The organism is Streptomyces sp. GL_140 (genome assembly GCF_057834465.1).
Genome location: NZ_JBYQMJ010000003.1, coordinates 72,893 through 94,964 on the forward strand (window position 1 = coordinate 72,893; position 22,072 = coordinate 94,964).

General features: G+C 72.7%; 19 protein-coding genes. 12 read left to right on the forward strand and 7 right to left on the reverse strand.

From position 1 onward, the window contains the following. The first annotated feature begins 207 nt into the window (after nucleotides 1-207). The 3 genes from AC3IYJ_RS41625 (at nucleotide 208) to AC3IYJ_RS41635 (ending at nucleotide 3,874) form a co-directional block, all read left to right on the forward strand. Nucleotides 208-1,854 carry an acyl-CoA carboxylase subunit beta gene (locus AC3IYJ_RS41625; RefSeq protein WP_489403410.1) on the forward strand — a complete coding sequence of 549 codons (1,647 nt, stop codon included), beginning with the start codon at nucleotides 208-210 and terminating at the stop codon, nucleotides 1,852-1,854. Continuing rightward, nucleotides 1,851-2,081, forward strand: a complete 231-nt coding sequence (locus tag AC3IYJ_RS41630) for an acyl-CoA carboxylase epsilon subunit (RefSeq protein WP_489403411.1) — start codon at nucleotides 1,851-1,853, stop codon at nucleotides 2,079-2,081. Before AC3IYJ_RS41625 ends, AC3IYJ_RS41630 begins: the two co-directional genes overlap by 4 nt. 266 nt (nucleotides 2,082-2,347) lie before the next feature. Further along, on the forward strand, nucleotides 2,348-3,874 hold the full coding sequence (locus AC3IYJ_RS41635) for an FAD-dependent monooxygenase (protein WP_489403412.1): 1,527 nt from the start codon (nucleotides 2,348-2,350) through the stop codon (nucleotides 3,872-3,874). Between the two features lie 26 nt (nucleotides 3,875-3,900). On the opposite strand, the gene AC3IYJ_RS41640 is transcribed toward AC3IYJ_RS41635, so the two are convergent. Beyond that, entirely contained in the window at nucleotides 3,901-4,572 is a 672-nt protein-coding gene (locus AC3IYJ_RS41640; protein WP_489403413.1) for a ScbR family autoregulator-binding transcription factor, read from the reverse strand. Between the two features lie 885 nt (nucleotides 4,573-5,457). On the opposite strand from AC3IYJ_RS41640, the gene AC3IYJ_RS41645 reads away from it, so the two are divergent. The 4 genes from AC3IYJ_RS41645 to AC3IYJ_RS41660 all read left to right on the forward strand — a co-directional run bounded on the left by AC3IYJ_RS41645 (nucleotide 5,458) and on the right by AC3IYJ_RS41660 (nucleotide 9,333). Beyond that, nucleotides 5,458-6,078, forward strand: a complete 621-nt coding sequence (locus AC3IYJ_RS41645) for a ScbR family autoregulator-binding transcription factor (RefSeq protein ID WP_489403414.1) — start codon at nucleotides 5,458-5,460, stop codon at nucleotides 6,076-6,078. 251 nt (nucleotides 6,079-6,329) lie between these two features. Beyond that, nucleotides 6,330-7,199, forward strand: a complete 870-nt coding sequence (locus AC3IYJ_RS41650; protein WP_489403415.1) for an AfsR/SARP family transcriptional regulator — start codon at nucleotides 6,330-6,332, stop codon at nucleotides 7,197-7,199. 100 nt (nucleotides 7,200-7,299) lie between these two features. Next, nucleotides 7,300-8,118, forward strand: coding sequence for an AfsR/SARP family transcriptional regulator (locus AC3IYJ_RS41655; RefSeq protein ID WP_489403416.1), 819 nt, complete (start codon nucleotides 7,300-7,302; stop codon nucleotides 8,116-8,118). Nucleotides 8,119-8,154: 36 nt separating this feature from the next. After that, nucleotides 8,155-9,333 carry an epoxide hydrolase family protein gene (locus AC3IYJ_RS41660; RefSeq protein WP_489403417.1) on the forward strand — a complete coding sequence of 393 codons (1,179 nt, stop codon included), beginning with the start codon at nucleotides 8,155-8,157 and terminating at the stop codon, nucleotides 9,331-9,333. A gap of 14 nt (nucleotides 9,334-9,347) precedes the next feature. Here the strand turns inward: AC3IYJ_RS41660 and AC3IYJ_RS41665 are convergent, their stop codons facing one another. Further along, nucleotides 9,348-9,869, reverse strand: a complete 522-nt coding sequence (locus tag AC3IYJ_RS41665) for a GNAT family N-acetyltransferase (protein WP_489403418.1) — start codon at nucleotides 9,867-9,869, stop codon at nucleotides 9,348-9,350. 349 nt (nucleotides 9,870-10,218) lie between these two features. Between AC3IYJ_RS41665 and AC3IYJ_RS41670 the strand changes: the two genes are divergently transcribed. Together AC3IYJ_RS41670 and AC3IYJ_RS41675 are read left to right on the forward strand one after the other, a co-directional pair. Further along, complete coding sequence (locus tag AC3IYJ_RS41670; protein ID WP_489403419.1) at nucleotides 10,219-11,430, forward strand: helix-turn-helix domain-containing protein; 1,212 nt, start codon at nucleotides 10,219-10,221, stop codon at nucleotides 11,428-11,430. An 86-nt stretch (nucleotides 11,431-11,516) separates the two neighbouring features. Beyond that, nucleotides 11,517-12,509, forward strand: coding sequence for an SRPBCC family protein (locus AC3IYJ_RS41675; protein ID WP_489403420.1), 993 nt, complete (start codon nucleotides 11,517-11,519; stop codon nucleotides 12,507-12,509). A gap of 67 nt (nucleotides 12,510-12,576) precedes the next feature. On the opposite strand, the gene AC3IYJ_RS41680 is transcribed toward AC3IYJ_RS41675, so the two are convergent. Both AC3IYJ_RS41680 and AC3IYJ_RS41685 read right to left on the reverse strand, forming a co-directional pair. Further along, on the reverse strand, nucleotides 12,577-17,511 hold the full coding sequence (locus tag AC3IYJ_RS41680) for an AMP-binding protein (RefSeq protein WP_489403421.1): 4,935 nt from the start codon (nucleotides 17,509-17,511) through the stop codon (nucleotides 12,577-12,579). 20 nt (nucleotides 17,512-17,531) lie between these two features. Then, nucleotides 17,532-17,711 (reverse strand): hypothetical protein, encoded by a 180-nt coding sequence (locus AC3IYJ_RS41685; protein WP_489403422.1) that lies wholly within the window; start codon nucleotides 17,709-17,711, stop codon nucleotides 17,532-17,534. Nucleotides 17,712-18,090: 379 nt separating this feature from the next. Between AC3IYJ_RS41685 and AC3IYJ_RS41690 the strand changes: the two genes are divergently transcribed. Both AC3IYJ_RS41690 and AC3IYJ_RS41695 read left to right on the forward strand, forming a co-directional pair. After that, a complete protein-coding gene (locus AC3IYJ_RS41690; protein ID WP_489403423.1) occupies nucleotides 18,091-19,251 on the forward strand; it encodes an aminotransferase class V-fold PLP-dependent enzyme in 1,161 nt (386 codons plus the stop codon). Nucleotides 19,252-19,363: 112 nt separating this feature from the next. Beyond that, the gene (locus AC3IYJ_RS41695) at nucleotides 19,364-19,960 is read left to right on the forward strand and encodes an anthrone oxygenase family protein (RefSeq protein ID WP_489403424.1); all 597 of its coding nucleotides are present in this window, start codon (nucleotides 19,364-19,366) and stop codon (nucleotides 19,958-19,960) included. Nucleotides 19,961-20,000: 40 nt separating this feature from the next. Here the strand turns inward: AC3IYJ_RS41695 and AC3IYJ_RS41700 are convergent, their stop codons facing one another. Further along, nucleotides 20,001-20,498, reverse strand: a complete 498-nt coding sequence (locus tag AC3IYJ_RS41700; protein ID WP_489403425.1) for an anthrone oxygenase family protein — start codon at nucleotides 20,496-20,498, stop codon at nucleotides 20,001-20,003. 119 nt (nucleotides 20,499-20,617) lie between these two features. On the opposite strand from AC3IYJ_RS41700, the gene AC3IYJ_RS41705 reads away from it, so the two are divergent. Further along, on the forward strand, nucleotides 20,618-21,130 hold the full coding sequence (locus AC3IYJ_RS41705; RefSeq protein WP_489403426.1) for a DinB family protein: 513 nt from the start codon (nucleotides 20,618-20,620) through the stop codon (nucleotides 21,128-21,130). Between the two features lie 60 nt (nucleotides 21,131-21,190). Here AC3IYJ_RS41705 and AC3IYJ_RS41710 read toward each other — a convergent pair whose 3' ends face one another. Continuing rightward, nucleotides 21,191-21,742: a flavoprotein gene (locus AC3IYJ_RS41710; protein ID WP_489403427.1), complete on the reverse strand. Its 552-nt coding sequence runs from the start codon at nucleotides 21,740-21,742 to the stop codon at nucleotides 21,191-21,193. A 77-nt stretch (nucleotides 21,743-21,819) separates the two neighbouring features. Further along, entirely contained in the window at nucleotides 21,820-22,071 is a 252-nt protein-coding gene (locus tag AC3IYJ_RS41715) for an alpha/beta fold hydrolase (RefSeq protein WP_489403428.1), read from the reverse strand. Between the last annotated feature and the right edge of the window lies 1 nt (nucleotide 22,072).

A 22,072-nucleotide genomic window follows, 5' to 3' on the forward strand; every position in this document is an offset into this window, starting at 1 on the left:
CGGTGTGACCTGGGCTTATCGCCCCACCGCTCTCCCGTGTCTCTGGCCCCGGTCTTGAGCGGTTGTCCGGCAGAAAGGCACCCGGAGCCGTGCCGGAATGACTCCACTTGCGATCCGCGTCCAAAATTCGAGTAGGGCTTTAGCGGTCCGGCCGAGGGTGTAACTGCGACACCGGCCGGATCCGGTGCCTCTGTGGAAAGGGCCTGTATGAGCATCGTCGAGGAAAGACCGCTGGAGCGCGTGAACGCACCGGAAGCCGGGCTGGCCTCTGTGCCGCCCGCCTTAAAAGAGGAAGTCCGCTTCGCCTCTTTGCGTGAACGCACCGCCGAACTGACCGCCATACGGGCGCTGGCCGAGGCCGGTCCGAGCGAGCGCGCCACCGCCGCGCAGCACGCGAAGGGCAAGCTCACCGCCCGGGAACGCATCGAGCTCCTCTTCGACGAGGGCACCTTCAACGAGGTCGAGGGGCTCCGCCGGCACCGTGCCACCGGATTCGGGCTGGAGGACAAGCGCCCGCACACCGACGGTGTCGTCACCGGCTGGGGCAAGGTCCACGGCCGCACCGTCTTCACGTACGCCCACGACTTCCGGATCTTCGGCGGCGCGCTGGGCGAGGCCCACGCCGAGAAGATCCACAAGCTGATGGACCTCGCCGAGGCGGCGGGCGCACCCATCGTCGGCCTGTGCGACGGAGCGGGCGCCCGCATCCAGGAGGGCGTCACCGCGCTCGCCGGCTACGGCGGCATCTTCCAGCGCAACGTCCGCAACTCCGGTGTCATCCCGCAGATCTCGGTGATCCTCGGCCCCTGCGCCGGCGGCGCCGCCTACTCCCCGGCGCTCACCGACTTCGTCTTCATGGTCCGCGGCACCTCGCAGATGTTCATCACCGGACCCGACGTGGTCCAGGCCGTCACCGGCGAGGCCGTCACCATGGAGCACCTCGGCGGGGCGGACAGCCACGCCGGCACCTCCGGAGTCGCCGGCTTCGCGTACGACGACGAGCAGAGCTGCCTGGAGGACGTGCGCCACCTCCTGTCGCTGCTGCCTTCCAACAACCGCGAGCTCGCTCCGCACGGCGACCTGGAGGACCCGGTCGACCGCCGCTGCGAGAGCCTGCTCGACCTGGTGCCCGCCCGCGCCACCCAGGGCTACGACATCCGTGACCTCATCGAGGAGGTCGTCGACGACGGCGACTACTTCGAGGTGCACGGGCAGTGGGCACAGAACGTCGTCTGCGCCCTCGCCCGGCTCGGTGGCCACGTGGTCGGCATCGTCGCCAACCAGCCGGCCCACCTCGCGGGCGTGCTCGACATCCAGGCGAGCGAAAAGGCCGCCCGCTTCGTCCAGTTCTGCGATGCCTTCAGCATCCCGCTGGTGACCCTGATCGACGTCCCCGGCTTCCTGCCCGGCGTCGACCAGGAGCACAACGGCATCATCCGGCACGGCGCCAAGCTGCTCTACGCGTACTGCAACGCCACCGTCCCGCGGATCAGCCTGATCCTGCGCAAGGCGTACGGCGGCGCGTACATCGTCATGGACTCCCGCTCCATCGGCGCCGACGTGGCCCTCGCCTGGCCCTCCAACGAGATCGCGGTGATGGGCGCCGAAGGAGCCGCCAACGTCATCTTCCGCCGTGAGATCGCCGCCTCGGACAACCCCGACGAGACGCGGGCGCAGCGGATCAAGGAGTACCAGACCGAGCTGATGCACCCCTACTACGCGGCCGAGCGGGGCCTGGTCGACGATGTCATCGACCCGGCCGACACCCGCGCACGGCTGATCTCCACCCTCGACATGCTGCGCAGCAAGCACGCGCAGCAGCCGACCCGCAAGCACGGGAACCTGCCGCTTTGACGGCCGACGACCGCCCCGACGAGCGCACCGCCCTGGCGCTGGCCTCGCTGCGGATCACCAGGGGCAACCCCACCGCGGAGGAGGTCGCGGCGATCGCCGTCCTCCTCATGACAAGGCTCCGCCTGCTCGACGAAGCGCAGGCGGAGCAGGCATCGACGGCGAAGGTGCACAAGCTCCCCGTACGCCGTCCGCACGCCTTCGTGGCCCCGGGCGCCTGGGCCTCGTAGACGGGCCTCGTGGACGGGCCTCATGTACCTGGCCCGTGGACAGGCCCCGTGGACGGGGCAGCACAGCGGAAGGATCCCGCCGGAATCCGGCGGGATCCTTCCGCTGTGTCGGGACCCGGTCCGCCGCCCGCCGTCCGCTCTGCCCGCGGTGATCGACTGCACTTCCGTATACGGGAGTTGACGCCGTTGACGGATGTGGCGATTGTCTGATGGAAAGACGGGGCAGCCGGTATATTTCCCGTGTCTCAGGCCAGGGGGAGGGCACGATGCACGCGCAGGTGGCAGTGGTCGGCGGGGGGCCCGTCGGCATGCTGATCGCGGCCGAGTTAGCCGGCTACGGGGTCGACACGTTCGTTCTGGAAACGCGTGCCGACGTCTCCGAGCAGCCCAAGGCGAACACGATGCACGCCCGTGCGGTGCAGTCCCTCGCCAGGCGCGGCCGCCTTCCGGAACCGGGCTACCGGAAGCCGCAGGGTGCGTCGGCCAGCGCCTTCCACTTCGCGGGCCTGCCCGGCCTGGTCATCACGGCGCCGGAGACCGAGCCCGTACCGATCTTCAAGTACCCGCAGTCCGAACTGGAGCGGTTGTTCGAGGAGCAGGCCCTGGCCGCGGGCGCCCGGGTACTGCGCGAGCACCGGGTGATCGGGGTCGCGCAGGAGCGGGACGGAGTGCGGATCACGGCCGAGGGGCCGGCGGGGCCGATCTCCTGCACCGCCCGGTACCTGGTGGGAGCGGACGGCGCGCGCAGCACCGTCCGCGAACTGGCGGGCATCGCCTCCGACACCCACCGGGCGACGGTGTCCGCGCTGATGGGCACCGTCCGGCTGACGGACGCGGGCTCCCTGAAGCCGGGATGGCACCGCACCCCCCGCGGTCATCTCGCCGTCAAGCCCGACCCCGACGGCGGCACCCATATCCGCACCCTCAACTGCAGGGCCGCGCACGAGCACCGGCATCTGCCGCTGTCCCTGGAGGAACTGCGCGACGAGGTGTCCTGGATCGTCGGACGCGAGATCGCGATGGAGGAGCCCCGCTGGCTGAGCAGGTTCAGCGACTTCACCCGGATCGCCCGTACCTTCGGCTCGGGACGGATCTTCCTCGCGGGGGACGCCGCGCACGTGCACTTCCCCATCGGCGGCCAGGGTCTGAGCACCGGGATACTCGACGCCGTCAACCTGGCCTGGAAGCTGGCGTGCACGGTGCACGGCCGAGCGGCCGAGGGCCTGCTCGACACCTACGACCTGGAGCGCCGGCCCGCCGCGCAGCGGGTCGTCGACAACACGCGGGCCCAGCTCGCCCTGATGAGGCCGGTGCCCGAGGACGGCGCCCTGGGGGCCCTGTTCGCGGGGCTGCTCGCGGCGGACCGGGAGAGCGGCTACCTCAGGGAAATGATCAGCGCGCAGGACACCGTGTATCCGAGCCGTACCGGCAGCGCCTGCTCGTGGGAAGGAACGTTTCTGCGGAACACGGCGCTCACCACCGGGGCGGGCGGGACCGATGTGATCGAGCTCCTGCGGGACGGGCGTCCCGTACTGCTGCTCTTCGGGGAAGAGGGAACCCGCCACTGGGAGGGTGCACAGGGCTGGGCCGGGACCTTGAAGGTGGTCCACGCGGCGCCGACGCCGGATGTGCCGTACGACGGGCTGCTCGTCCGGCCCGACGGCTACGTGGCCTGGTCACCGGACGGCGGTCGGCTGGCCGACGCCCTGTCCGCGTACTTCGCCGCGAGCCCGCCCGTCGGAGGACCGGCGGCCGTGCCGTCGGTCAGCGTCTCCGGAGCGGGGCGGAGCTGAGCCCGGCCTGATCGGCAGGGCACCCCCTAGGCCGGGATCGCCTGCGCCTCCTCCGCGACCGTGTGGGCCTCGGCCTCGGTGTAGACGGTGACGCCCCTGGACGGGGAGAGGTCCAGCGAGGCGAGGACCGAGGGGACGGTCACGCTGGGCATCAGGTGGCGCAGCAGCGCGGACACCCGGGTCGACAGGTCCTGGTAGTCGCTGATCGACTGGGACATGGACTGGATCCCGGCGAACGAGCCGACGATCACGTCCGCGGTCTCGGACGGCACGACGTGGGGCAGCAGCTCCCCCTGGGCCTGTGCCTGGGTCAGAAGGGCGGTGCCGACCTCCGCCCACTGCTTGAACGGACCGCTGCGGTCGAGGCCCGGCTGCTGCTCCATGGAGAGCCGCACGCCGGCACGGACCAGGGGATCGTTCTGAAGCCGGTAGGTGTGCAGCATCACCGCGTCCACCATCTCCTGCACCTTGGACGGGCGATCGGGGACCATGAGCCGGCGGTCCACTTGCTCGGCGAGCACCCCCTGGGCCAGGTCGTCCTTCGACTGGAAGTGGAAGTACAGGGCGCCCTTGGTCACCCCGGCCTCGGAGAGGATCTCGGAGATGGTCGCCGCCTTGTATCCGCGATCCTCGAAGACCTTGGCGGCGGCCAGGAGGATGGTCCGACGGGTCTGGATAGCTCGGGCCTGCTCAGCCATGGTGTTGCTTCCCTCCATAGGAGTTGAACCGGCGGGGATGGATACCGTCCAGTCCGTATCTCGCATTCGGATACTGGCAAAACCGCCCAGTCTGTATCTTACACGGAGTGACTAGCGCGCCCAAGGGAAGGGGGAAATGCCGATGAATCTTGTGACCGGCGCAGATGGTGGGCGTGGGGCGGTCGGGACGGCCGGAACGGTTGAGCGGGAAGCCGTGCTCGATCTCCCCGCCGGTCGGGCATTTCGTGCCCTGCCCGTGGCGAGGCCCTCAGGCGGGCGCTGAAGCGGAGCGGACCGCCCTACGGGGGGTGGTCCGGCCCGGGTTCCGGTTGCCCGGCATCCGCTCGGACGCGGGGCGGGCACCGCTCGGACGGGGCCTGCCGGGCTCCGCGTGCCGCGTGGGAGCGCCGGGTGACGAGTGTCCACTCTCAGCCACCGGCGACCCGGCCCGCAGGCGGGGTTCGGGCGGGGGTGGCGTCCGCGGGGGGACATCCGCAAGACGTTCCGGGGTGCGGCGGGTGCGATGGGGGGAAAGTCGGCCGGCCTGGCCCGGCGAGGGCGTTCGCAGTGGAACGGCGAGTGAACGCCGGGTGAATTCGGGACGTTCCCTGCCCGGTGCGCCGCTCTCGGCCGAACGGGAGGCGGGCCGTACCGCTCCTGTAGTGGGTGGGTGGATGGTTGCCCTACGGGCCGTGGCCCGAGGGTGGATTCCGGTGTCCGCGACCCCCGCGTGTCCTTGGGCGGAGTGGCGGGTGCGTGGGGGTGGCTGGATTAAAGCATCCAGCTCCTCAAACCGCGCAAGTGGTTTGTTACGCTGGGTCATTGATCGGCTCTGCCTTCGCCCAGGGGGCCGGCGGGCGATTCCCAGCAGTGACGGAGAGGTCGATGGCCAAGCAGGAACGCGCGGTGCGCACCCGGGAAGCTCTGATCAGGTCCGCGGCCGAGACCTTCCATCGCGAGGGCTTCGCGGTGGCGTCACTCACCGCTATCAGTGCGCGGGCGGGGGTCAGCAGCGGCGCGCTGCACTTCCACTTCGCCAGCAAGGCCGCCCTGGCGGGCGCCGTCGAGGGTGCCGCGCTGGAACGGCTGGGGGACATCACGGGCGAGTGGCCCCTGGACGGGGCGGGCTGTCTCCAGCGTCTGGTCGACGTGACCCACGGACTCACCCGGGGACTGCGCGACGACGTGGTGCTGCGGTCCGGGTTCGAGCTGAGCGGTGATGTCGCGCATCTGCCGAGCATCGACCTGCGCGAGCACTGGCGGAGTTGGGTCGAGGGGGCGATGGTCCGGGCCCGGGGCGCGGGGGAGTTGTGTCCGGGGGTGGCGGCCGAGGATGCCGTGACCGCCGTGGTCGCCGCGACCGTGGGTTTCGAAGTGCTCGGAGCCCGGGACGCGGCCTGGCTCGCGCCGCGGACGGTCACCAGGTTCTGGGAGCTGCTGCTGCCGCGGCTCGCGCTGCCGGATGCGCTGGGAGCCCTGACGGCCACCGGCTCCCGACCGGAATAAAACGGGGTTGCCAGTCTTTTTGGTGGCCACTTCCGGGGTCGGTTGAGCGGGTCGGGAGCGTGCCCGTGCGGCTCCGGCAGCCGATGGTTGGGTAGAAATAGCAGGTCAGGGGTGGTTTGTTAGCGAGGTACTTGAGGGCGCCTAGAAAAAACAGGGTGGACGGTTTGATATTGACAAACGGTCGGGTCTTGTCTTCTACTGGTTGGGCTTGAGTTGGGGCGAGGCTCGTCCACAGACCAGGGGAGTTCGGCGTGAAAATCCAAGTACTTGGCGCACTGGCCGTGCGGGAGAACGGGATCTCCGTCGCGCCGACAGCCCCCAAGCCCCGGCAGGTCCTGGCGCTTCTGGCGCTCCATGCCGACCAGGTGGTGCCCGTGGCCGCCCTCATCGAGGAGCTGTGGGGCGACGCCCCGCCGCGCAGTGCCCGCACCACCCTCCAGACGTACGTACTCCAGCTGCGCGCGCTCATCGCGACGGCTCTGGAGGCGGGCGCCACAGGAGTGGACGGCGCGGAGTCGGCCGGCTCAAGGGCGGACGGCGCGAAGGCGGCCCGGACCGCGAAGGACGTCCTCGTCACCCTCCCCGGCGGCTACCTGCTCAGAACCGGCGGCGGCACGCACGACGTCCGCGAGTTCGACCGGCTCGCCGGCAGCGGCTACCGCGCCATGGACGCCGGAGACTTCCCCGGGGCCGCCCGCCTGCTGCGCGAGGCCCTGGCGCTGTGGTCCGGCTCCGCCTTCGCCGACGTACAGGGCGGCGTCCAGCTGGACATGGAGACGCGGCGGCTGGAGGAGATACGGCTGTGCGCGCTCGACCAGCGCATCGAGGCCGACCTGCGCCTGGGCCGCCACCGCGAGCTGCTGGCCGAACTGACCGTCCTGGCCAGCCGGTACTGCACACACGAGAACCTGCACGGACAGTTCATGCTCGCCCTGCACCGCTCCGGCCGACGGGGCGAGGCCCTGGACGTCTACCAGCGACTGCGCGCCACGCTCGTCAGAGAGCTCGGACTCGAACCCTCCTCCGCACTGCGCCGGTTGCAGCGCTCCATCCTCATGGCCGGTCCGGAAAGCCTGACCGAGGCCGCCGAGCCCGGCGGCCGGCGCCTCGTAGGGGTGTGACGCGGGCGGTGGCGAAACGCGCGTGCGCCGCCGAAGGCCACGAGCCGGAGGCCGGAACAAGAGGGGTACGAGGGGAACGCGACGACTTACGGAGGAGACCGTGAAAATTCAGGTTCTGGGTCCGTTGAGTGCCGAGGTCAACGGGGGCTCGATCGTTCCGACCGCCCGCAAGCCGCGGCAGATCCTGACGCTCCTCGCCCTGTACCCGGGGCGGGTGATGCCGGTGCCCAAGCTCATGGAGGAGATCTGGGGCATCGACCTGCCCCAGAGCGCGCTGACCACCCTGCAGACGTACATCCTCCAGCTGCGCCGCCGACTCGGCACCGCCATGGGTCCGGGCGCCCCGGGCGCCAAGGAGGTGCTCGCGACCCGGCACGGCGGCTACCTGCTGCAGATCCCGCCGGAGGCCGTGGACGTGCACGAGTACGACAGCCTCGTCGCCCAGGGGCAGAAGGCCTTCGAGGTCGGTGACGACGAGCGCGCGGCGGACCTGCTGCGCGCGGCGCTGAACCTGTGGCAGGGGCCGGCCCTGGTCGACGTACAGGTGGGCCCGATCCTGGAGATCGAGGTGATGCGGCTGGAGGAGAGCCGGCTGGTCACCGTGGAGCGGCGGATCGACGTGGACCTCAGGCTCGGACGGCACACCGAACTGCTCGCGGAACTGGCCGAGTTGATGGCCCGCCACCCGCAGCACGAGGGGCTGCACTCGCAGGCGATGGTGGCGCTCTACCGGTCGGGCCGCCAGGCCAAGGCCCTGGACGTCTACCGCAGGCTGCGCGGCCGGCTGATCGAGGACCTGGGCGTGGAGCCGTCGCCGCAGTTGCAGCGGCTGCACCAGGCGATGCTGGCGGTGGACCCGGCGCTCGACGTGTCGGCGGGGTCGAAGCGGGGCTCGACCTTCGATCTCTACGCGGCCTGAGCGGCACTTCGACGACAGGCCCTAAAATCCCGGTGCATGAGTGATCTTGGTCAGTGGGCGCAGCCGTTCCGCCTCGACGTGGAGCAGGGCGCCCTGGACGATCTGGCCGAGCGCCTCGACCGGGCCCGCTGGCCCGACGAACTGCCCGGCGCGGGGCGGGCCTACGGAATGCCGCTCGACGAGGTGCGCGAGCTCGCCGGGTACTGGCGCACCGGCTACGACTGGCGGGCCGCCGAGGCGCGCCTGAACTCCTGGCCGCAGTACACCACCGTCATCGACGGAGCGCGGGTGCACTTCGCCCACCTGCGCTCGCCCGAGCCCGACGCCCGGCCGCTGCTGATGACGCACGGTTGGCCCGGCTCCTTCGTCGAGTTCCAGCGGGTCGCGGGACCCCTGACCGATCCGCGGGCGCACGGCGGGGACCCGGCCGACGCCTTCCACCTGGTGCTGCCGTCGATCCCCGGCTTCACCCTGTCCGGGCCGACCACCGAGCGGGGCTGGGAGTTCAAGCGGGTCGCGCGGGCCTTCGGGTCGCTGATGGAACGGCTCGGGTACGAGGAGTACGGCGTCCAGGGCGGCGACTGGGGAGCGGCGGTCTCCCGCGAGCTGGGGCGGATCCACCCCGACCGGGTCAGCGGGGTCCACCTCAACCTGCTGCCGGGCGGCGGGGCCACCGCCGAGCCGACCGAAGAGGAGCTGGCGGCGCTGGACGGGGCCGAGCGGGAGCGGACCCGCGCCTCCTGGGAGCGCTACCGCACCTGGGCGCGCGAGCGGCAGGGCTACGCCGACATCCAGGCGACCCGGCCGCAGACCCTCGCGTACGCACTGAACGACTCGCCGATCGGCCTGCTGGCCTGGATCGCGGAGAAGTTCGCCGAGTGGAGCGACCCGGACTGCCCGCCGGACCGCGACCAGGTGCTGACCAACGTGATGCTGTACTGGCTGACCGGCACGGCCGGTTCCGCCGCCCGGATCTACCACGAGCGGTTCCACGCCGACTACTACGGGAAGCCGCCGGAGGTCTCCCGCACCCCCACCGCGCTCGCCGACTTCCCCCGGGACAACTTCATCCCGCTGCGCCACATCGCCGCGCGCACCGACTCCGTCGTGCGCTGGACCTCGTACGACAGGGGCGGGCACTTCCCCGCGATGGAGGTCCCGGAGCTGCTGGTGGGGGACGTCCGGGCCTTCTTCCGGGAGCTGCGGACGGTCTGACCCGCGGGTCGGGGTCAGCGGGGTGTCCCGGCCGTCCGATCGGTGAGGTCCAGGGCGCCGACCACCTCGCCGGCGCTCAGCTCGCCGGTGGGGCGGAAGCCCAGGCCCAGGTAGAACGGTTCGGGGGTGCCCGGACCCTGGTGCCACGTCACATGGGCGCGGGCGGCGCCGCGGCGGCCGAGCTCCTCGGCCACCGACCGCACCGCGAAGCGGCCGTAGCCCTTGGTCTGGTGGGCGGCGTCGATGTTCAGGCGCCAGAGGCCCGAGCGGATGTCGGCGGGGTCCTTCTCCGGGTCCCAGGCCAGGTCGAGGAAGGCCATCACGAAACCGACGACCTCGTCACCGTCGACGATCGCCCGCGGCCAGGCCGATTCCCCGTGCACGTAGGCCTCGGCCAGCGATTTGACGACCGGGGCGACGAGGCGGGACTGGTCGGGACGCACCGATATCGCGCAGACGGCGTCGAAATTGTCTGCGGTGACCGGTTCCAGGCGGAGTGCGGGGCGGGGTGCGGGGATGGGTGCGGGGGCGCTCATCCGTGCACCCTACAAACAGTGCGGACGGCGCCGCGAACTGACCCTGGGCCAGCCGATGTCGTCGTCCGGCATCCCGTCCTGGAGCCGCTCCGCGCACACCGATGGCCTCATCGTCGACTCCCAGGCGCTCGATTCGGGAAAAGGGCAGGTCCAGACCGTGCGAAAGGCCGGATGGTGGAGAGCATGGCTTGCTCCGGTCGAGAACCGCTTGAGGAATACCCCATGACCGCTCCGTATCCGCACGAGACGGACGGGGCCGGCCTGGCAAATGTTTGCCCGCGAATTGCCGGGCGGCCTAGTCTCGTCGACGGTTCCCGACAGAGTTCTGCCACCGATCTCAGGGGTGCTCATGCTGCGACAGCCCGCCTTCGGACACCGGCTGAGGAAGCTGCGGCTGGCCAAGGGCCTGTCACAGACCGCGCTCGCCGGTGAGGGGATGTCCACCGGCTACCTCTCCCGGCTGGAGTCCGGGGCCCGCCGGCCCACCGAACGGGCCGTGGCCTACCTCGCCGCCCGGTTGTCCCTGGACCCCGACGACTTCCAGGAACCCGCGACCGGCTCCCTCGCCCACGCCCTCACCCTCGCCGCGTCCACCGGTTCCCCCGACGCCATCGACTCGCTGCGCCGGGCACTGGCCGCCGAGGGCCACGAGAGCGCCGTCCTGCGCTGGCAGGCCCTGTGGCTGCTCGCGCAGGCCTCCCGCCTCCAGGGCGACCACTCCACGGAACGGGCCCGGCTCGCCGAACTCGTCGGGCTCGGCGACGAGGTCGGCCTCGGCGAGCTGCGCGTACGCGGCCTGACCCGCCTGGCCCGCTGCCTGCGCTCGCTCGGCGAGATACTCCCCGCCCTCGACGCGGCCTTCGAGGCGCACCAGCTCGCCCGGAGCGAGCGCCTGGGCGTTGAGGACCGGGCGACCGTGCTGCTCGCGCTGGTCTCCGTACAGGCCGAGGCGGGGCGTACGGGAGACGCGCGGCTGCACGCGGACGAGCTGACCGCGCTGGTCGAGGGCCGCACCGACGCGCTGTGGGCCGAGGCGATGTGGACCGCGGCCGCCGTGCGGATGCGCCAGGGCGACCACCACGGCGCGCTGACCTGCCTGGACGAGGCCCTCGACCGCTTCGGCAGCCACGAGGACCTCGTGCTGTGGCTGCGCCTGCGGCAGGCCGCCGCCCGCCTGCACCTGCAGATGCGGCCCGCCGACCCCGTGCAGGCGCAGCGCCGCATCACCGAGGCGGAAGCGGCCCTCGTCTTCGTCGGCACGCCCTCGCTGCGCCAGTACCAGGCGGCGCTCAAGGCCGAACTCGCCTTCGCCGACGCACGCTACGAGGACGCCCGCACCCTCCTCGCCGAGGCGGTCGGGGACCAGCCGAGGATGACCCACCGCGACCAGGTCCGCCTGGGAATCCTGCGCCACCAGCTGGAGATCCTCGAAGGGGACCCGGCCGGCGTGCAGGGACTGCGCGACCTGGCGCAGCAGGCGCAGGACGACGCCAACATCGACCTCGCCGCGGAGATCTGGCGGATGCTGGCGGAGGCGCTCACCCGGACCACGCACGCGTAGAGCCGGTCCGTGGAGCGGCTTGAGCGGAGTTCTAGTGGCCGGGTGCAGCCTTGAGCGCATCTGCACTCATCCGGAGGGAGGCCGTCGTGTCTTCTTCGTCTTCTTCGAACGCCTCGCGGCGTGTGCAGGCCAGCGAGCGGACCGCCGAGGTGGCCGCCCCGCCCGGCGTGGTCTACGGGCTGCTCGCCGACGCCGTGCGCTGGCCGCTGCTGCTGCCGGCCCCCGTCCACGTCGAGCGGATGGACTTCGACGGTACGCAGGAGCTGCTGCGCCTGTGGGACGTGGACGCTGCCGGTGAGCGGGTGCGCTCCTTCCACCTGCGCCGGGTCCTGAGCCCGCACGCCCGTACGGTCGCCTTCGAGCTGGAGGACGTCTTCCGGATGGGCGCGCCGACCACCGGCCGCTGGACCGTGGACGCGCACGACGACGCCCAGAGCCTGCTGACGCTGCGCCAGGAGCGCACGCTGGAGGGGCTGCCGGGAGAGTCGAGCGAGCGCAGCCGCCGGGAGTGGGACGAGGAGACCGAGGCGCTGCTCGCGCAGGTCAAGGAGATCGCCGAGCGGTGGAAGCAGCTGGACCAGCTGCTGCTCACCTTCGAGGACAGCGTGCACGTCGCCGCTCCGGCCGAGCTGGTCTACGACTTCCTGTACCGCATCGAGGACTGGCCGGAGCTGGTCCCCCACGTGGACGCGGCCAGGGTCGTCGAGGACGTGCCGGGCGTACAACTGGCGTCGGTCGACGGCCTCGTGGAACCGGACGGGCTCAGCGTCACGACGCGCACGGTCCGGCTGTGCTTCCCGGCGGCCGCCAGGATCGTCTACAAGGAGCTGACCTCCCCCGAACTGATCGCCGCCCACAGCGGCGAATGGTCCCTCGAACCCGACGAGGACGGCGTACGGGTCGTCTGCGCGCAGCAGGTGCTGCTGCGGGAGGAGGCCGTCGGCCCCGTCCTGGGCGAGGGCACCGAACTCGCGGAGGCCCGCCGGTACGTGCGCGACGGGCTGGGCCGCGCCAGCGTCGAGACCCTGCGGCTGGCGACCTGGCACGCGCTGAACAGCGGAGTGCGCCGGCTCCGATGAGGGCGGGGCCCGGCCAGGACGCGGACCCCGCGGTCCCGGGCCGTCCGGCCGCAGGGTCTCGACGCCGTCACAGGTGATCGCCGAGGTGATCGTTCAGCTGCGGCTCCTCCAGGTGGTTCAGGCACAGCTCGTACGGGTCCTCGCCGTGGATCTGGGACCAGTGCACCGGTACGGGGACCGAGGCCGGCCACAGCGCGCGGTGCCCGGCCGGATCCCGGACGACGACGAACGTGCGGAACGCGTCGGCGAACGGGTCCTCGTCCCACGGGTGGTCGAAGACGTGCAGGCTGCCGCCCTCCCCCACCCGCGCGGCGTGCCCGGTGCGCCACATGCGGGCCGCGACGCCGTGCGTGCCCACCAGGGGGTCGGGCAGGAAGCGCTCCCCGGTCGCCGCCGGCAGACCCGGGTACCCCTGGGCCACGCCGACGCCGCCCACGTACAGCGCTCCGACCTCCCCGGACGGCACGGGCCGCATCCGCGCGTCCAGTACGTAGGCGTGGTAGCCGGGGGCGGGCCGCGCCGGGCCGCCGGGCACCTGCTCGACCAGCAGCCGGCCCTCCGGCCAGCCCGCGCTGATCGTCAGCTCCGTGTCCTGGGCATGGGCGAGCGCGACCACCACGTCGTCCGACGGGCCCAGGATCGCGGAGGCACCCCGCTCGCGCAGCCAGCGCAGCACCTCGTGCGGAGCCGCGTACGCGAGGGACGGGTCCAGTACGTGCACCTGGGCCCCGCACACCAGCGCCGACAGCAGACCGAGCGCGACCTCCGCGTCCGGATAGCCGTTCAGCAGCCAGGCGGTGTCGCGAGCCCGGCCCCGGCGGGCGGCGGCCAGCGCCTCGCCGCCGACGGCGACGGACCCGCGGGGCGCGACCGCCAGTACCACCGGGGCTCCGGGATCGAGCGGTCTCGTACGGTCGCTCTCGCGCACCGGCCAACTGGCGCCCACCGGCAGCAGGTCGGCGGCCGGATCGCGTACGAGGCGGACGGGCCCGGGGGTCGGCGCCAGCAGCACGTCGGCGGCCTCGTCGAGCAGCAGTACGGCGGGACGCGCGCCCACGGGCAGACCCTGCGAGGGATCCACCGGCAAACAGGCGGCTCCGGTCTTGGCGATGGCCAGCGCGGCGACCGCGAAGCCGGTCGGCGAGACGATCGCGGTGGCCACCGAGGTGCCGGGGCCCGCCCGGTGGGCGATCAGGGCATGGGCGAGCAGGTCGGAACGGGCGTCGAGTTCGGCGTAGTCGAGCCCGGCCAGCGCGGGTGCGCCCGGGGCGCGGGCCACCTGGGCGGCCAGGAGCGCGGCGACGTCGGGCGCGGCCTGGGGCGCGGTGGGCGGGCCGTTCCAGAGGCCCTCGGCCTCCACGGCGGGCTGTTCGGCGCTCGGCAGGCCCAGCCGCCCGATGGTTTCCCGGGGCGTGTCGAGAGCCGCTTCGAGGAGCGCTAGCAGCTGCCCGGTCAGCAGGGCCGCGGCCTGCTCGCCGAGGCATTCGTACGCGTACGAAGCGGTGACGGCGATCCCCGCCGGGGCGCCCGCCGGGTCCTGCCGCTCGGTGAGGATCAGCCCCAAGGACGCTGCGGGGAAAGGTAGTTGCTCCGACTCGGTCAGTACGGTCAGTGCGTCGCCGGCGGGGAACGCGCCGAGGCTCTCGCGCAGCACGCCCAGGGCGATGCCGCCGGGCCTGGCCAGAGCCGCGTCGGGGTCGCGGTAGGCGGCGAGGGCGGCGATGCGGACGCGCCGCAGCAGTTCGGCGAAGGCCGGGTCCCCCGAGGCGTCGACCGTCAGGGCGAGCACCCGCCCGTACGGGCCGACCGCGCCGGCCAGGACCGCGCCGTCCCGGGCCGGTACCGGCGCCGCGACGGTGACCTGCGGCAGCGCGCCGTTGCCCAGCCGGTGGAGGAGGGTCACGAGCGCGGCCTGGACCACCATGAACAGCGTGACGCCGTGCTCGGCGGCGAGGGCCGTGAGCCGCCCGTGGGTGGCCGCGTCGAGGTCGAAGCCGAGGGTGCCGAAGGTGTCGTCGGGGCCGAGCGGACCGCTGCCGGGCGCGGCGGTCGGCGTGACGTCGCCGTCCACCGCCCGGGGCGGCGCCGGGGGTACGGGCCGTGGCGCGGCGGGCTCGCCGTCCTCGACCCGGGCCGCGTAAGCGCCTGCCAGGGCCGCGGCGAGCGGTGCGTGCGACCAGAGGTCGACCTCGTCGGCGGGCAGAGTGAGCTCCAGCCGGTGGTCGTCGGCGGCCAGTTCGCGCAGCCGGGTACCGGCCGAGCCGATGCGGCTGTTGCGCAGCGCGCGGTGACCGCGGCCGAGCTCTTCCAGGGCCGCCTCCAGGGCGGCCACGTCGAGGGCGCCGCGCAGCCGCAGCGGCAGTACGGCGCTGCGCGCGGGCGCCGGGTCGGGCCCGGAGGCGGCGACGGGCCCGTCCCCGGCGAGCTCCGCCAGGTGGGCCGGGGTGGGCGCCCCGTACAGGCCGCGCAGGTCCACCCGTGCGCCGAGCACCTGCCGCGCCCGGGCGACGAGCCGCGCGGCACCCAGGAGGTGCCCGCCGAGTCCGAGGAAATCGCAGTCGCCGCCCACGACCCGCGCGGGCACCCCGAGCACCTCGGCGAACAGGTCCCGCGCGATCCCCTGCAACGGCGTCCCGACCGGCACACAGCCGACGCGGCCCGCGTGGCCGACGTGGCCCGTGCCGCCCGGGTGATGCCGGTCGGCCGCGGCGGTCCGTGGTCCGGCGGCCAGTGCCGCGCGGTCGGTCCTGCCTCCCGCGTCGAGCGGCAGCTCGTCGTGCAACACCACCGTGGCGGGAACCATGTGATCCGGAATCCGGGCCTGGAGATACGCACGCAGCCGGGCCTGCGGGGACCCGGCGCGGGCGAAGCCCTCGGGCACGTTGACGCACGCCTCGGCGCTGGACCGCGGCCCGCCGCCCGTGGCCGTCGCGGCGGACCCCGCCGGCACGGCCGTGCCGAGCACCACGTCGTAGCGCTCGCCCGCGCCGGGGGCCGGGCGGACGTCGATCGTGCGGATCGCCGGGATCTCCCGGGCCAGGGCCGTGAACAGGGCCGGGTCGATCCGCAGCTCGGGGCCGCGGACCGGGCCGCGGCCGAGCGGGCGCAGGTCGCCGAGCAGGAGCGCGCCGCCCGGTGCGAGCAGCTCCAGGGCGCGGGCGACGACGGTCCGCAGATAGCCGAGGCCCGGGAAGTGCTGGACGACCGAGCCGAGGACGACGGTGTCGAAGTACCCGGTGGGCAGCCCGGCGGTGTCGTGCGCCTCGCGGCAGCTGAGCCGCACCTTGTCGCGCAGCCGCTCGTCGCCGCGCGTCCGCGCGCGCAGCGCCTCGACGGCCGCGCCGCAGAAGTCGGTGGCCCAGTACTCCTCGCACCGCGGGCCCGCCGCGAGCGGCCCCATCAGCAGGCCGGTGCCGGCGCCGATCTCCAGGATCCGCCGCTGGCCCAGCTCGCGCACGCGCTCCACCGTGGCGGCGCGCCGTTCCCGTACCGCCTGCGTCTGCGTCTGCGTTTGAGCCGCCACCGGCGCCGCGCCACCGGTGGCGGCGGCCATCCCGTCGGCGAACGCCTCCAGCTCGTACGGGTCCTGCGCGCGAGCATCGGCGTACAGGGCCGCGTAGATCTCCTTCCACTCGCCGATGCGGACCGGCTCCGCCACGGCGGATGACGTGGGCACCACGTGCGCGACCAGTTCCCCGGCCGGCTCCCCGGCCAGGGTGACCACGGCCTCCGCGACCTCCGGGTGCTCGCGCAGCGCCGACTCCACCGCGCCGAGCGCCACCGGCATCCCGTGCACCGTCACGCGGTCCGCCGCTCGCCCGGCGAACTCCAGGCCGCCGTCCTCGCGTACGGTCACCAGGTCGCCGGTCGGCCGCAGCGCGGCCCCGCCGCCCAGCAGCAGTTCACCCGTGCCGCCGGGGCCCGCCTGGGTGCCGTCGCCGGCGACGACCACCGCGCGCACGCCGTCGCGCGGGCGCCCGATCGGGACCGTGCGTGCGCCTTCGGGGACCTCCGAGACCTCGTGCCACAGGGCGAAGGGCGCGGCGCCGGGCGCCCCGTAGACCTGGACGAGCCGGCCCGGCGCCCCGCCCGCGGCGCGCAGTACCTCCCGCACGGCGCGCGGATCGCAGGCCTCGCCGCCGAACAGGACGGTCCGCAGCGGGGCGAAGGCCCCGGGCCGCTCGCGGGCGATCCGCTGGAACAGGGCGGTGGCCAGGAAGAGTACGGAGACCTCGTGCTCGGCGACCGCTTCCTCGAAGCGGGCCGGGTCGGCCACTGTCTCCCGGTCCAGGACGACCAGGCGGGCGCCGGCGGCGAGGGTGGACCAGACCTCGAAGGCGAATGCGGAGGAGTCGGGGCCGGCGGTCTGGGCCACCACGTCATCGCAGGTAAGCCGCACCGGGTCGGCCGAGCCGACGAGTTCGAGGAGGGCGCGGTGCGATACGGCCGCGCAGGTGCCGTCGGGGAGCCGGCGCAGGTACGCCGTGTCGGTGGCCGGGATCGCGGCAGATGTCGCGGTGGGTATCGAGATCGTGCCAGTGCCAGTGCCAGTGCCCGTGTCCGCGCTCGGGACGCGCACGATCTCGGCGACGCCGAGGCCGGTCACGACGGCGCGCGCCGAGGTGTCGCGGACGATGTCCCGCAGCCGTTGCACGCCGGGCGGCAGGGCCGGATCGAGGGGCACGTAGGACGCTCCGGCCCGCAGGATCGCCAGGAGAGCGGTCACCAGCTCCGGGCCGGGCCGCAGCGCGGTGACCACCCGGTCGCCCGGGAGCACCCCGAGCTCCGTGAGATCGGCCGCGAGCCGATCGGCTGCGCTGCTCAACTCGCCGTAGGAGAGCGAGAGTTCACCACCGCCAGGGACGGGGGTCGTGACGGCGATCGCCTCGGGTCGCGCGAGTGCGTGCCGCTCGATGAGGCCGGAGAGTGACATCTGGACGTGCTCCTTCGACTTCGACTTCGACTCGACTGCGGCTGCGACGGCTCGGACTTCGACTTCCACGGGCGACTGCTGACGGGCGGTTACGGCCAGTCGGTGTGGGGGGCGACCGGCCAGCCGATGTCCGAGGCGGGGGCCGAGGCGGCCGGGGCGAGCGGCCAGTCGGTGTTGGGTCCGCTCTTGGCCTGGGCGATGCCGCCGGCGGTCAGGACCGCGAAGCCGACCAGGGCGGTCGTGGCGAGGGCGCGGGCGATGTTCTTCATGGTGACTCCTCCTTGGCAGGTGTTTCGGTCCTGTTTGGCAACACCTCTGCCAAGAAGATTGGCAACGCTTCCTCGGGATTCGCTCGGAATTGGCTGGAGATTCGCTCAACCCGGCAGGAAAAAACCGCCGATCCGGCCATGAGGCCCCTTTCGGGAGCCCTCCATGCACCGCTCTGACCTGCAAAAACAATAATCCTGGCGGGATCGGCGCGCTCCTTTGCCAGCTATTGCCAACCTACTCGGGCGAAGGAGGTCCAGTACTCGGGAACTCGAGTACCGCTGGAGCGGCCGTTGCCAATGCGCGCTGATTCTGGGCAATGTATTGCCAAGAGCGATGGCAATCACCGGTACATCCCAACAGCGAGGTGGGGCCCCCGAAATGAGCGCGCAGACGATCCACCGCGAACCGACGGCCCACCTGAACTCCGCGGGCACGGGCCGGATGCCCGCGGCCGTCCGCGCCGTGCTCGCCGACCGCACGGCGCACGACGACCGCGGACCCTACGCGCCGCGGGAGAACTACGGCTCCGTCCTGGAGGCCGAGGTCCACGCGCGCCTCGGCGCCCTGCTCGGCGTCCCGGCGCACCGCACCGCCCTGTTCACCGGTGCGGCCGACGGCTTCGACTCCTTCGTCTCCCGCCTCCCGCTCGGCCCCGGCGACCGGATCTGGACCACCCCGCACGAGGGAGTGGCCCGCCTGGTCACCCTCCACGCCCTGCGCGACCGCACCCGCTGCACGCTGGAGGTCGTCCCGCTGCGCGAGGACGGCGACCTCGACCTCGACTGGATGCGCGAACACCTCGACGAGCAGGTCGCGCTCGTCTCCGTCGTCCACGTCTCCTCGGCCTGCGGAACCGTCAACCCGGTCGAAGCCATCGGCCGGCTCCTCGCCACGAGCCGTGCGCTGTACGCGGTCGAGGCCTCCCACTCCGTGGGCCGGCTCCCCGTGGACGCCGCGCGCATCGGCTGCGGGCTGCTCACCGCCGACGGCTGGCGGTTCCTGCGCGGCCCGGTCGGTGCCGGGTTCGGCTACGTCGACCCCGGCCTCGGGGAGTCGATGGCGCGGCTGCCGGCCGCCGCGGCCGTGGCCGCGCTGAACGAGGCCCTGGCCGTGCACGCCGCGGACACGTCCCTCCCGTACGAGGACCTCCTGCCGCTGCTGCGCGACGCGCTCGGCAGGCTGCCCGGGATCCGGTTGCTGACCCCGGGCCGGGAGCAGGCGGGGATCGTGGGCTTCCGACACGAAGAGGTGCCGGCCGCCCTGATCCGCCGGGGCCTGGCGCGACGCGGTGTGGTGGTCCGCAAGTCGGTCGCCCAGGAGACCCCCCTCCACCCGGCGTCCCGGACCGGAACGACGGCCGTCGAAGCGTCCGTCCATTACGACAACACCCCGGCGGACATCGACCGCTTCACCCTGGCCCTCGGCGAAGTGCTCCGCGAGGAGCACCGCCCCGCCGCCGCGCCCGCGCCCGAGCTCGGGGCAGTGCCCGCTTCCGCCGCCCGTCCCGTCCGTGCCCTCGTGCTGGTCGGTTCCGCCTGAGATTCGCTCGAGAACCGGTGAAACCCCCTGGCCCGGCGTCCGTGTGAGTGCCACGATCGAGCGCCCGTGCCTGGGCGAGCAGTCCTACCAGTACACCAGACGAGGATTTCCCATGAACCCCAATCCGGTCGGTAGTTCCCAGCCGTACCAAGGCGGCGACCCGAGCCCGTACCCGCCCCAGCCGCCCGTGCCGGCGGCCGCCCCGGGGCGCAGCAAGGTGACCACGGCGCTCCTCCTGGTCTCGACCGTTCTCGTGGGCCTGATGGCGGGCCTCTTCTTCGCCTTCGACGTCTCGGTGATGCCGGGTCTGGCGACGACCGACGACCGTACGTACGTCACGTCGATGCAGGCCTTCAACGCGTCGATCGACGGCAACGGGCTCTTCGGCATGGCCTTCATCCTGGCCCTGCTGGTGTCCGTCGCAGCGACGGTCGTCGAGTTCCGCAAGGGCCGCCGCAACGTGGCGATCTGGGTCGGGGCAGCCGCCGTGGCCTACTTCGTCGTCCTGGTGATCACCTTCTCCGTGAACATCCCGCTGAACAACGATCTGAAGTCCGCGGGCGACGCCGCGCAGATGACGGACTTCTCCATCGTCGAGAAGTTCAAGGGCACATGGGTGTCGACCAACATCCTCCGCACACTGCTGTGCACCGCGGCCCTGACGGCGCTCTCCCGCGCCCTGGTCCTGTACGGCCGGGCCGCCCGCTGAGCCGGGCCGCCCGCTGAGTCCTGTCCTGCGGCGGCCGGAGTCAGCTCATCTGGCCGTGCAGGTACAGGGCCCAGCCGAGGAATCCGACCGAGGCCGTGCACAGCAGGGCGCGCCAGTGGTTGGCGCGCACCCAGGGGCCCTCGAAGGCGCGGCGGACGGCCGCCGGGTCACCGATGCGGTCGACCGGCCCGGCCTGCTCCAGCGCGTTGTTCAGGGGGATGTTCACCTTGCCGGTGAGGCCCATCGAGGCGACGTAGCAGACCAGCGCCGCGATCAGCGGAGGCAGTACCCCGCGGCCGTCGGACGGGACGTGCAGGGCCACGGCCAGGGCGGTGAAGAGGAGCGCGCCGATGTAGCCGAGGAGGAACCAGCCGTTGAGGATGGCCACGTTGATGCGCTGCATGACCTCGATGACCGTACGGTCGTCGGTGCGCTTCAGCCCCGGCATCACGGCGACGGAGAACCCGTAGAACAGGCCGCTGACCAGTCCCGTCGTGAGGGTGGCGGCGATGAGCGAGGCCAAGCGCGCGGTTTCCATCACGGCGATGATACGGGCGGGTCCGGTCCGGGTCCGGTGGATTCGAGCGGCTTTCCAGTCGGACTCGATGGACCGCGAAATGGAGTGCGCCGCCCCCGTACCGCTGTGATGATCATCCGATGATCGATGAACAGCGGACCCGGCCCGTCCTGGTGGGCGATGAGCGCGCCACCCTCACCAGCGTCCTGCAGTGGCAGCGGGACACCCTGATGATGAAGTGCTCCGGCCTGACGGACGAGCAGCTGCGGCGCCGGGCGGTGGCCCCTTCGGGGCTGAGCCTGCTGGGACTGGTGCGCCACCTCGCGGAGGTCGAGCGCGGCTGGTTCCTCAACCTCGTGGGCGGCGCGGACGTGCGCGGCTACTTCCCGAAGAACGAGGCGGGGGAGTGGACCGAGTTCCACGTCGACCGCGAGGACGCGGACGTGGCCGGGTCGTTCAAGATCTGGGAGGACACCTGCGCCCGCGCGCGGGAGATCGTGGACGCGGTCGAATCGCTCGATGCGACCTGGCCCTACGAGGACCAGGTCTACTCCCTGCACTACGTCCTGGCCCACATGATCGAGGAGTACGCCCGGCACAACGGGCACGCGGACCTGCTGCGCGAGGTGATCGACGGGGCGACGGGGGAGTAGGAGCACCCCCTACGGGGCTGCGGCGCCCTCCCCCACCCCCCGGCCACAGCGAGAGACGGCCTAGGCGGCGGCCGCGCCCGCCCGGTCCACCGCCTCCAGGGCCACGTCCCACGGGAAGTGCGCCGGGGCGTCCGGGCCGGCCGGGCCGGGGGTGAAGCCGTCCTCGCCGAAGAGGACGGTGACCCCGGCGCCGCGCAGGACGGCCAGCGACTGGTCGAACTGCGGGTGCGCGGCGAGGGCGGCATTGGTGCAGGGCATGGTGACCACGGGGGTGCCCTTGCCCATGGCCTCGGCGGCGACGCCTACGACGAACCTGTCGGTGAGGCCGAGGGCCCAGGCGTTGACCGAGTTGAAGGTGGCCGGAGCGAGGAGCAGGGCGTCGGCCGTCGGCCACACGTCGGCCTCGCCGGGGAGTTTGTACTGCCAGCGGACCGGGTGACCGGTGAGCGCGGCGAGGCCGTCGAGGCTGCCGGACAGCCAGTGCGCCGCGGTGGGTGTGAGGCCGAGGCAGACGTCCCAGCCCCGGGACTGGGCGTCCTCGATGACACGGGCCACGTCGAATACGGGCGGTGCGGCGGAGCAGAGCAGGTAGAGGGTCTTCGTCGTGGTCATGCCGCAATGTGATCATATGGATTGACCTCGGCTTCACCTGAGGGTGCACGGTCGCGATCCCGACCGGTCGGATCCCGTCAGAGCGTCGCGAGGAACTCCGACAGGAGCGTGTTCAGGACGGCCGGCCGGTCCAGGTGCACGTCGTGGCCGGTGCCGGGGACGGAGACCGCCGTCGTCCTCGCGGACGGGTCGGCGCAGTCGAGCATCCGCACGGACTCCGCGGGCGGGACGATCCCCTTCTCGCCGAGGACCAGCAGGGTGGGGCAGCGGACCCCGCGCCACCGCGGCCACCAGTCGCGGCCGGAGTTTTCGGAGATGGCCGCGACCATG

What these genes read in the sequence shown, in the direction of transcription:
- AC3IYJ_RS41625 (WP_489403410.1), top strand. Translation starts at nt 208, where the DNA reads ATGAGCATCGTCGAGGAAAGACCGCTGGAGCGCGTGAACGCACCGGAA.
- AC3IYJ_RS41635 (WP_489403412.1), top strand. Translation starts at nt 2,348, where the DNA reads ATGCACGCGCAGGTGGCAGTGGTCGGCGGGGGGCCCGTCGGCATGCTG.
- AC3IYJ_RS41640 (WP_489403413.1), bottom strand. Translation starts at nt 4,572, where the DNA reads ATGGCTGAGCAGGCCCGAGCTATCCAGACCCGTCGGACCATCCTCCTG.
- AC3IYJ_RS41645 (WP_489403414.1), top strand. Translation starts at nt 5,458, where the DNA reads ATGGCCAAGCAGGAACGCGCGGTGCGCACCCGGGAAGCTCTGATCAGG.
- AC3IYJ_RS41660 (WP_489403417.1), top strand. Translation starts at nt 8,155, where the DNA reads ATGAGTGATCTTGGTCAGTGGGCGCAGCCGTTCCGCCTCGACGTGGAG.
- AC3IYJ_RS41665 (WP_489403418.1), bottom strand. Translation starts at nt 9,869, where the DNA reads ATGAGCGCCCCCGCACCCATCCCCGCACCCCGCCCCGCACTCCGCCTG.
- AC3IYJ_RS41670 (WP_489403419.1), top strand. Translation starts at nt 10,219, where the DNA reads ATGCTGCGACAGCCCGCCTTCGGACACCGGCTGAGGAAGCTGCGGCTG.
- AC3IYJ_RS41685 (WP_489403422.1), bottom strand. Translation starts at nt 17,711, where the DNA reads ATGAAGAACATCGCCCGCGCCCTCGCCACGACCGCCCTGGTCGGCTTC.
- AC3IYJ_RS41690 (WP_489403423.1), top strand. Translation starts at nt 18,091, where the DNA reads ATGAGCGCGCAGACGATCCACCGCGAACCGACGGCCCACCTGAACTCC.
- AC3IYJ_RS41695 (WP_489403424.1), top strand. Translation starts at nt 19,364, where the DNA reads ATGAACCCCAATCCGGTCGGTAGTTCCCAGCCGTACCAAGGCGGCGAC.
- AC3IYJ_RS41700 (WP_489403425.1), bottom strand. Translation starts at nt 20,498, where the DNA reads ATGGAAACCGCGCGCTTGGCCTCGCTCATCGCCGCCACCCTCACGACG.
- AC3IYJ_RS41705 (WP_489403426.1), top strand. Translation starts at nt 20,618, where the DNA reads ATGATCGATGAACAGCGGACCCGGCCCGTCCTGGTGGGCGATGAGCGC.
- AC3IYJ_RS41710 (WP_489403427.1), bottom strand. Translation starts at nt 21,742, where the DNA reads ATGACCACGACGAAGACCCTCTACCTGCTCTGCTCCGCCGCACCGCCC.
- AC3IYJ_RS41715 (WP_489403428.1), bottom strand. Translation starts at nt 22,071, where the DNA reads ATGGTCGCGGCCATCTCCGAAAACTCCGGCCGCGACTGGTGGCCGCGG.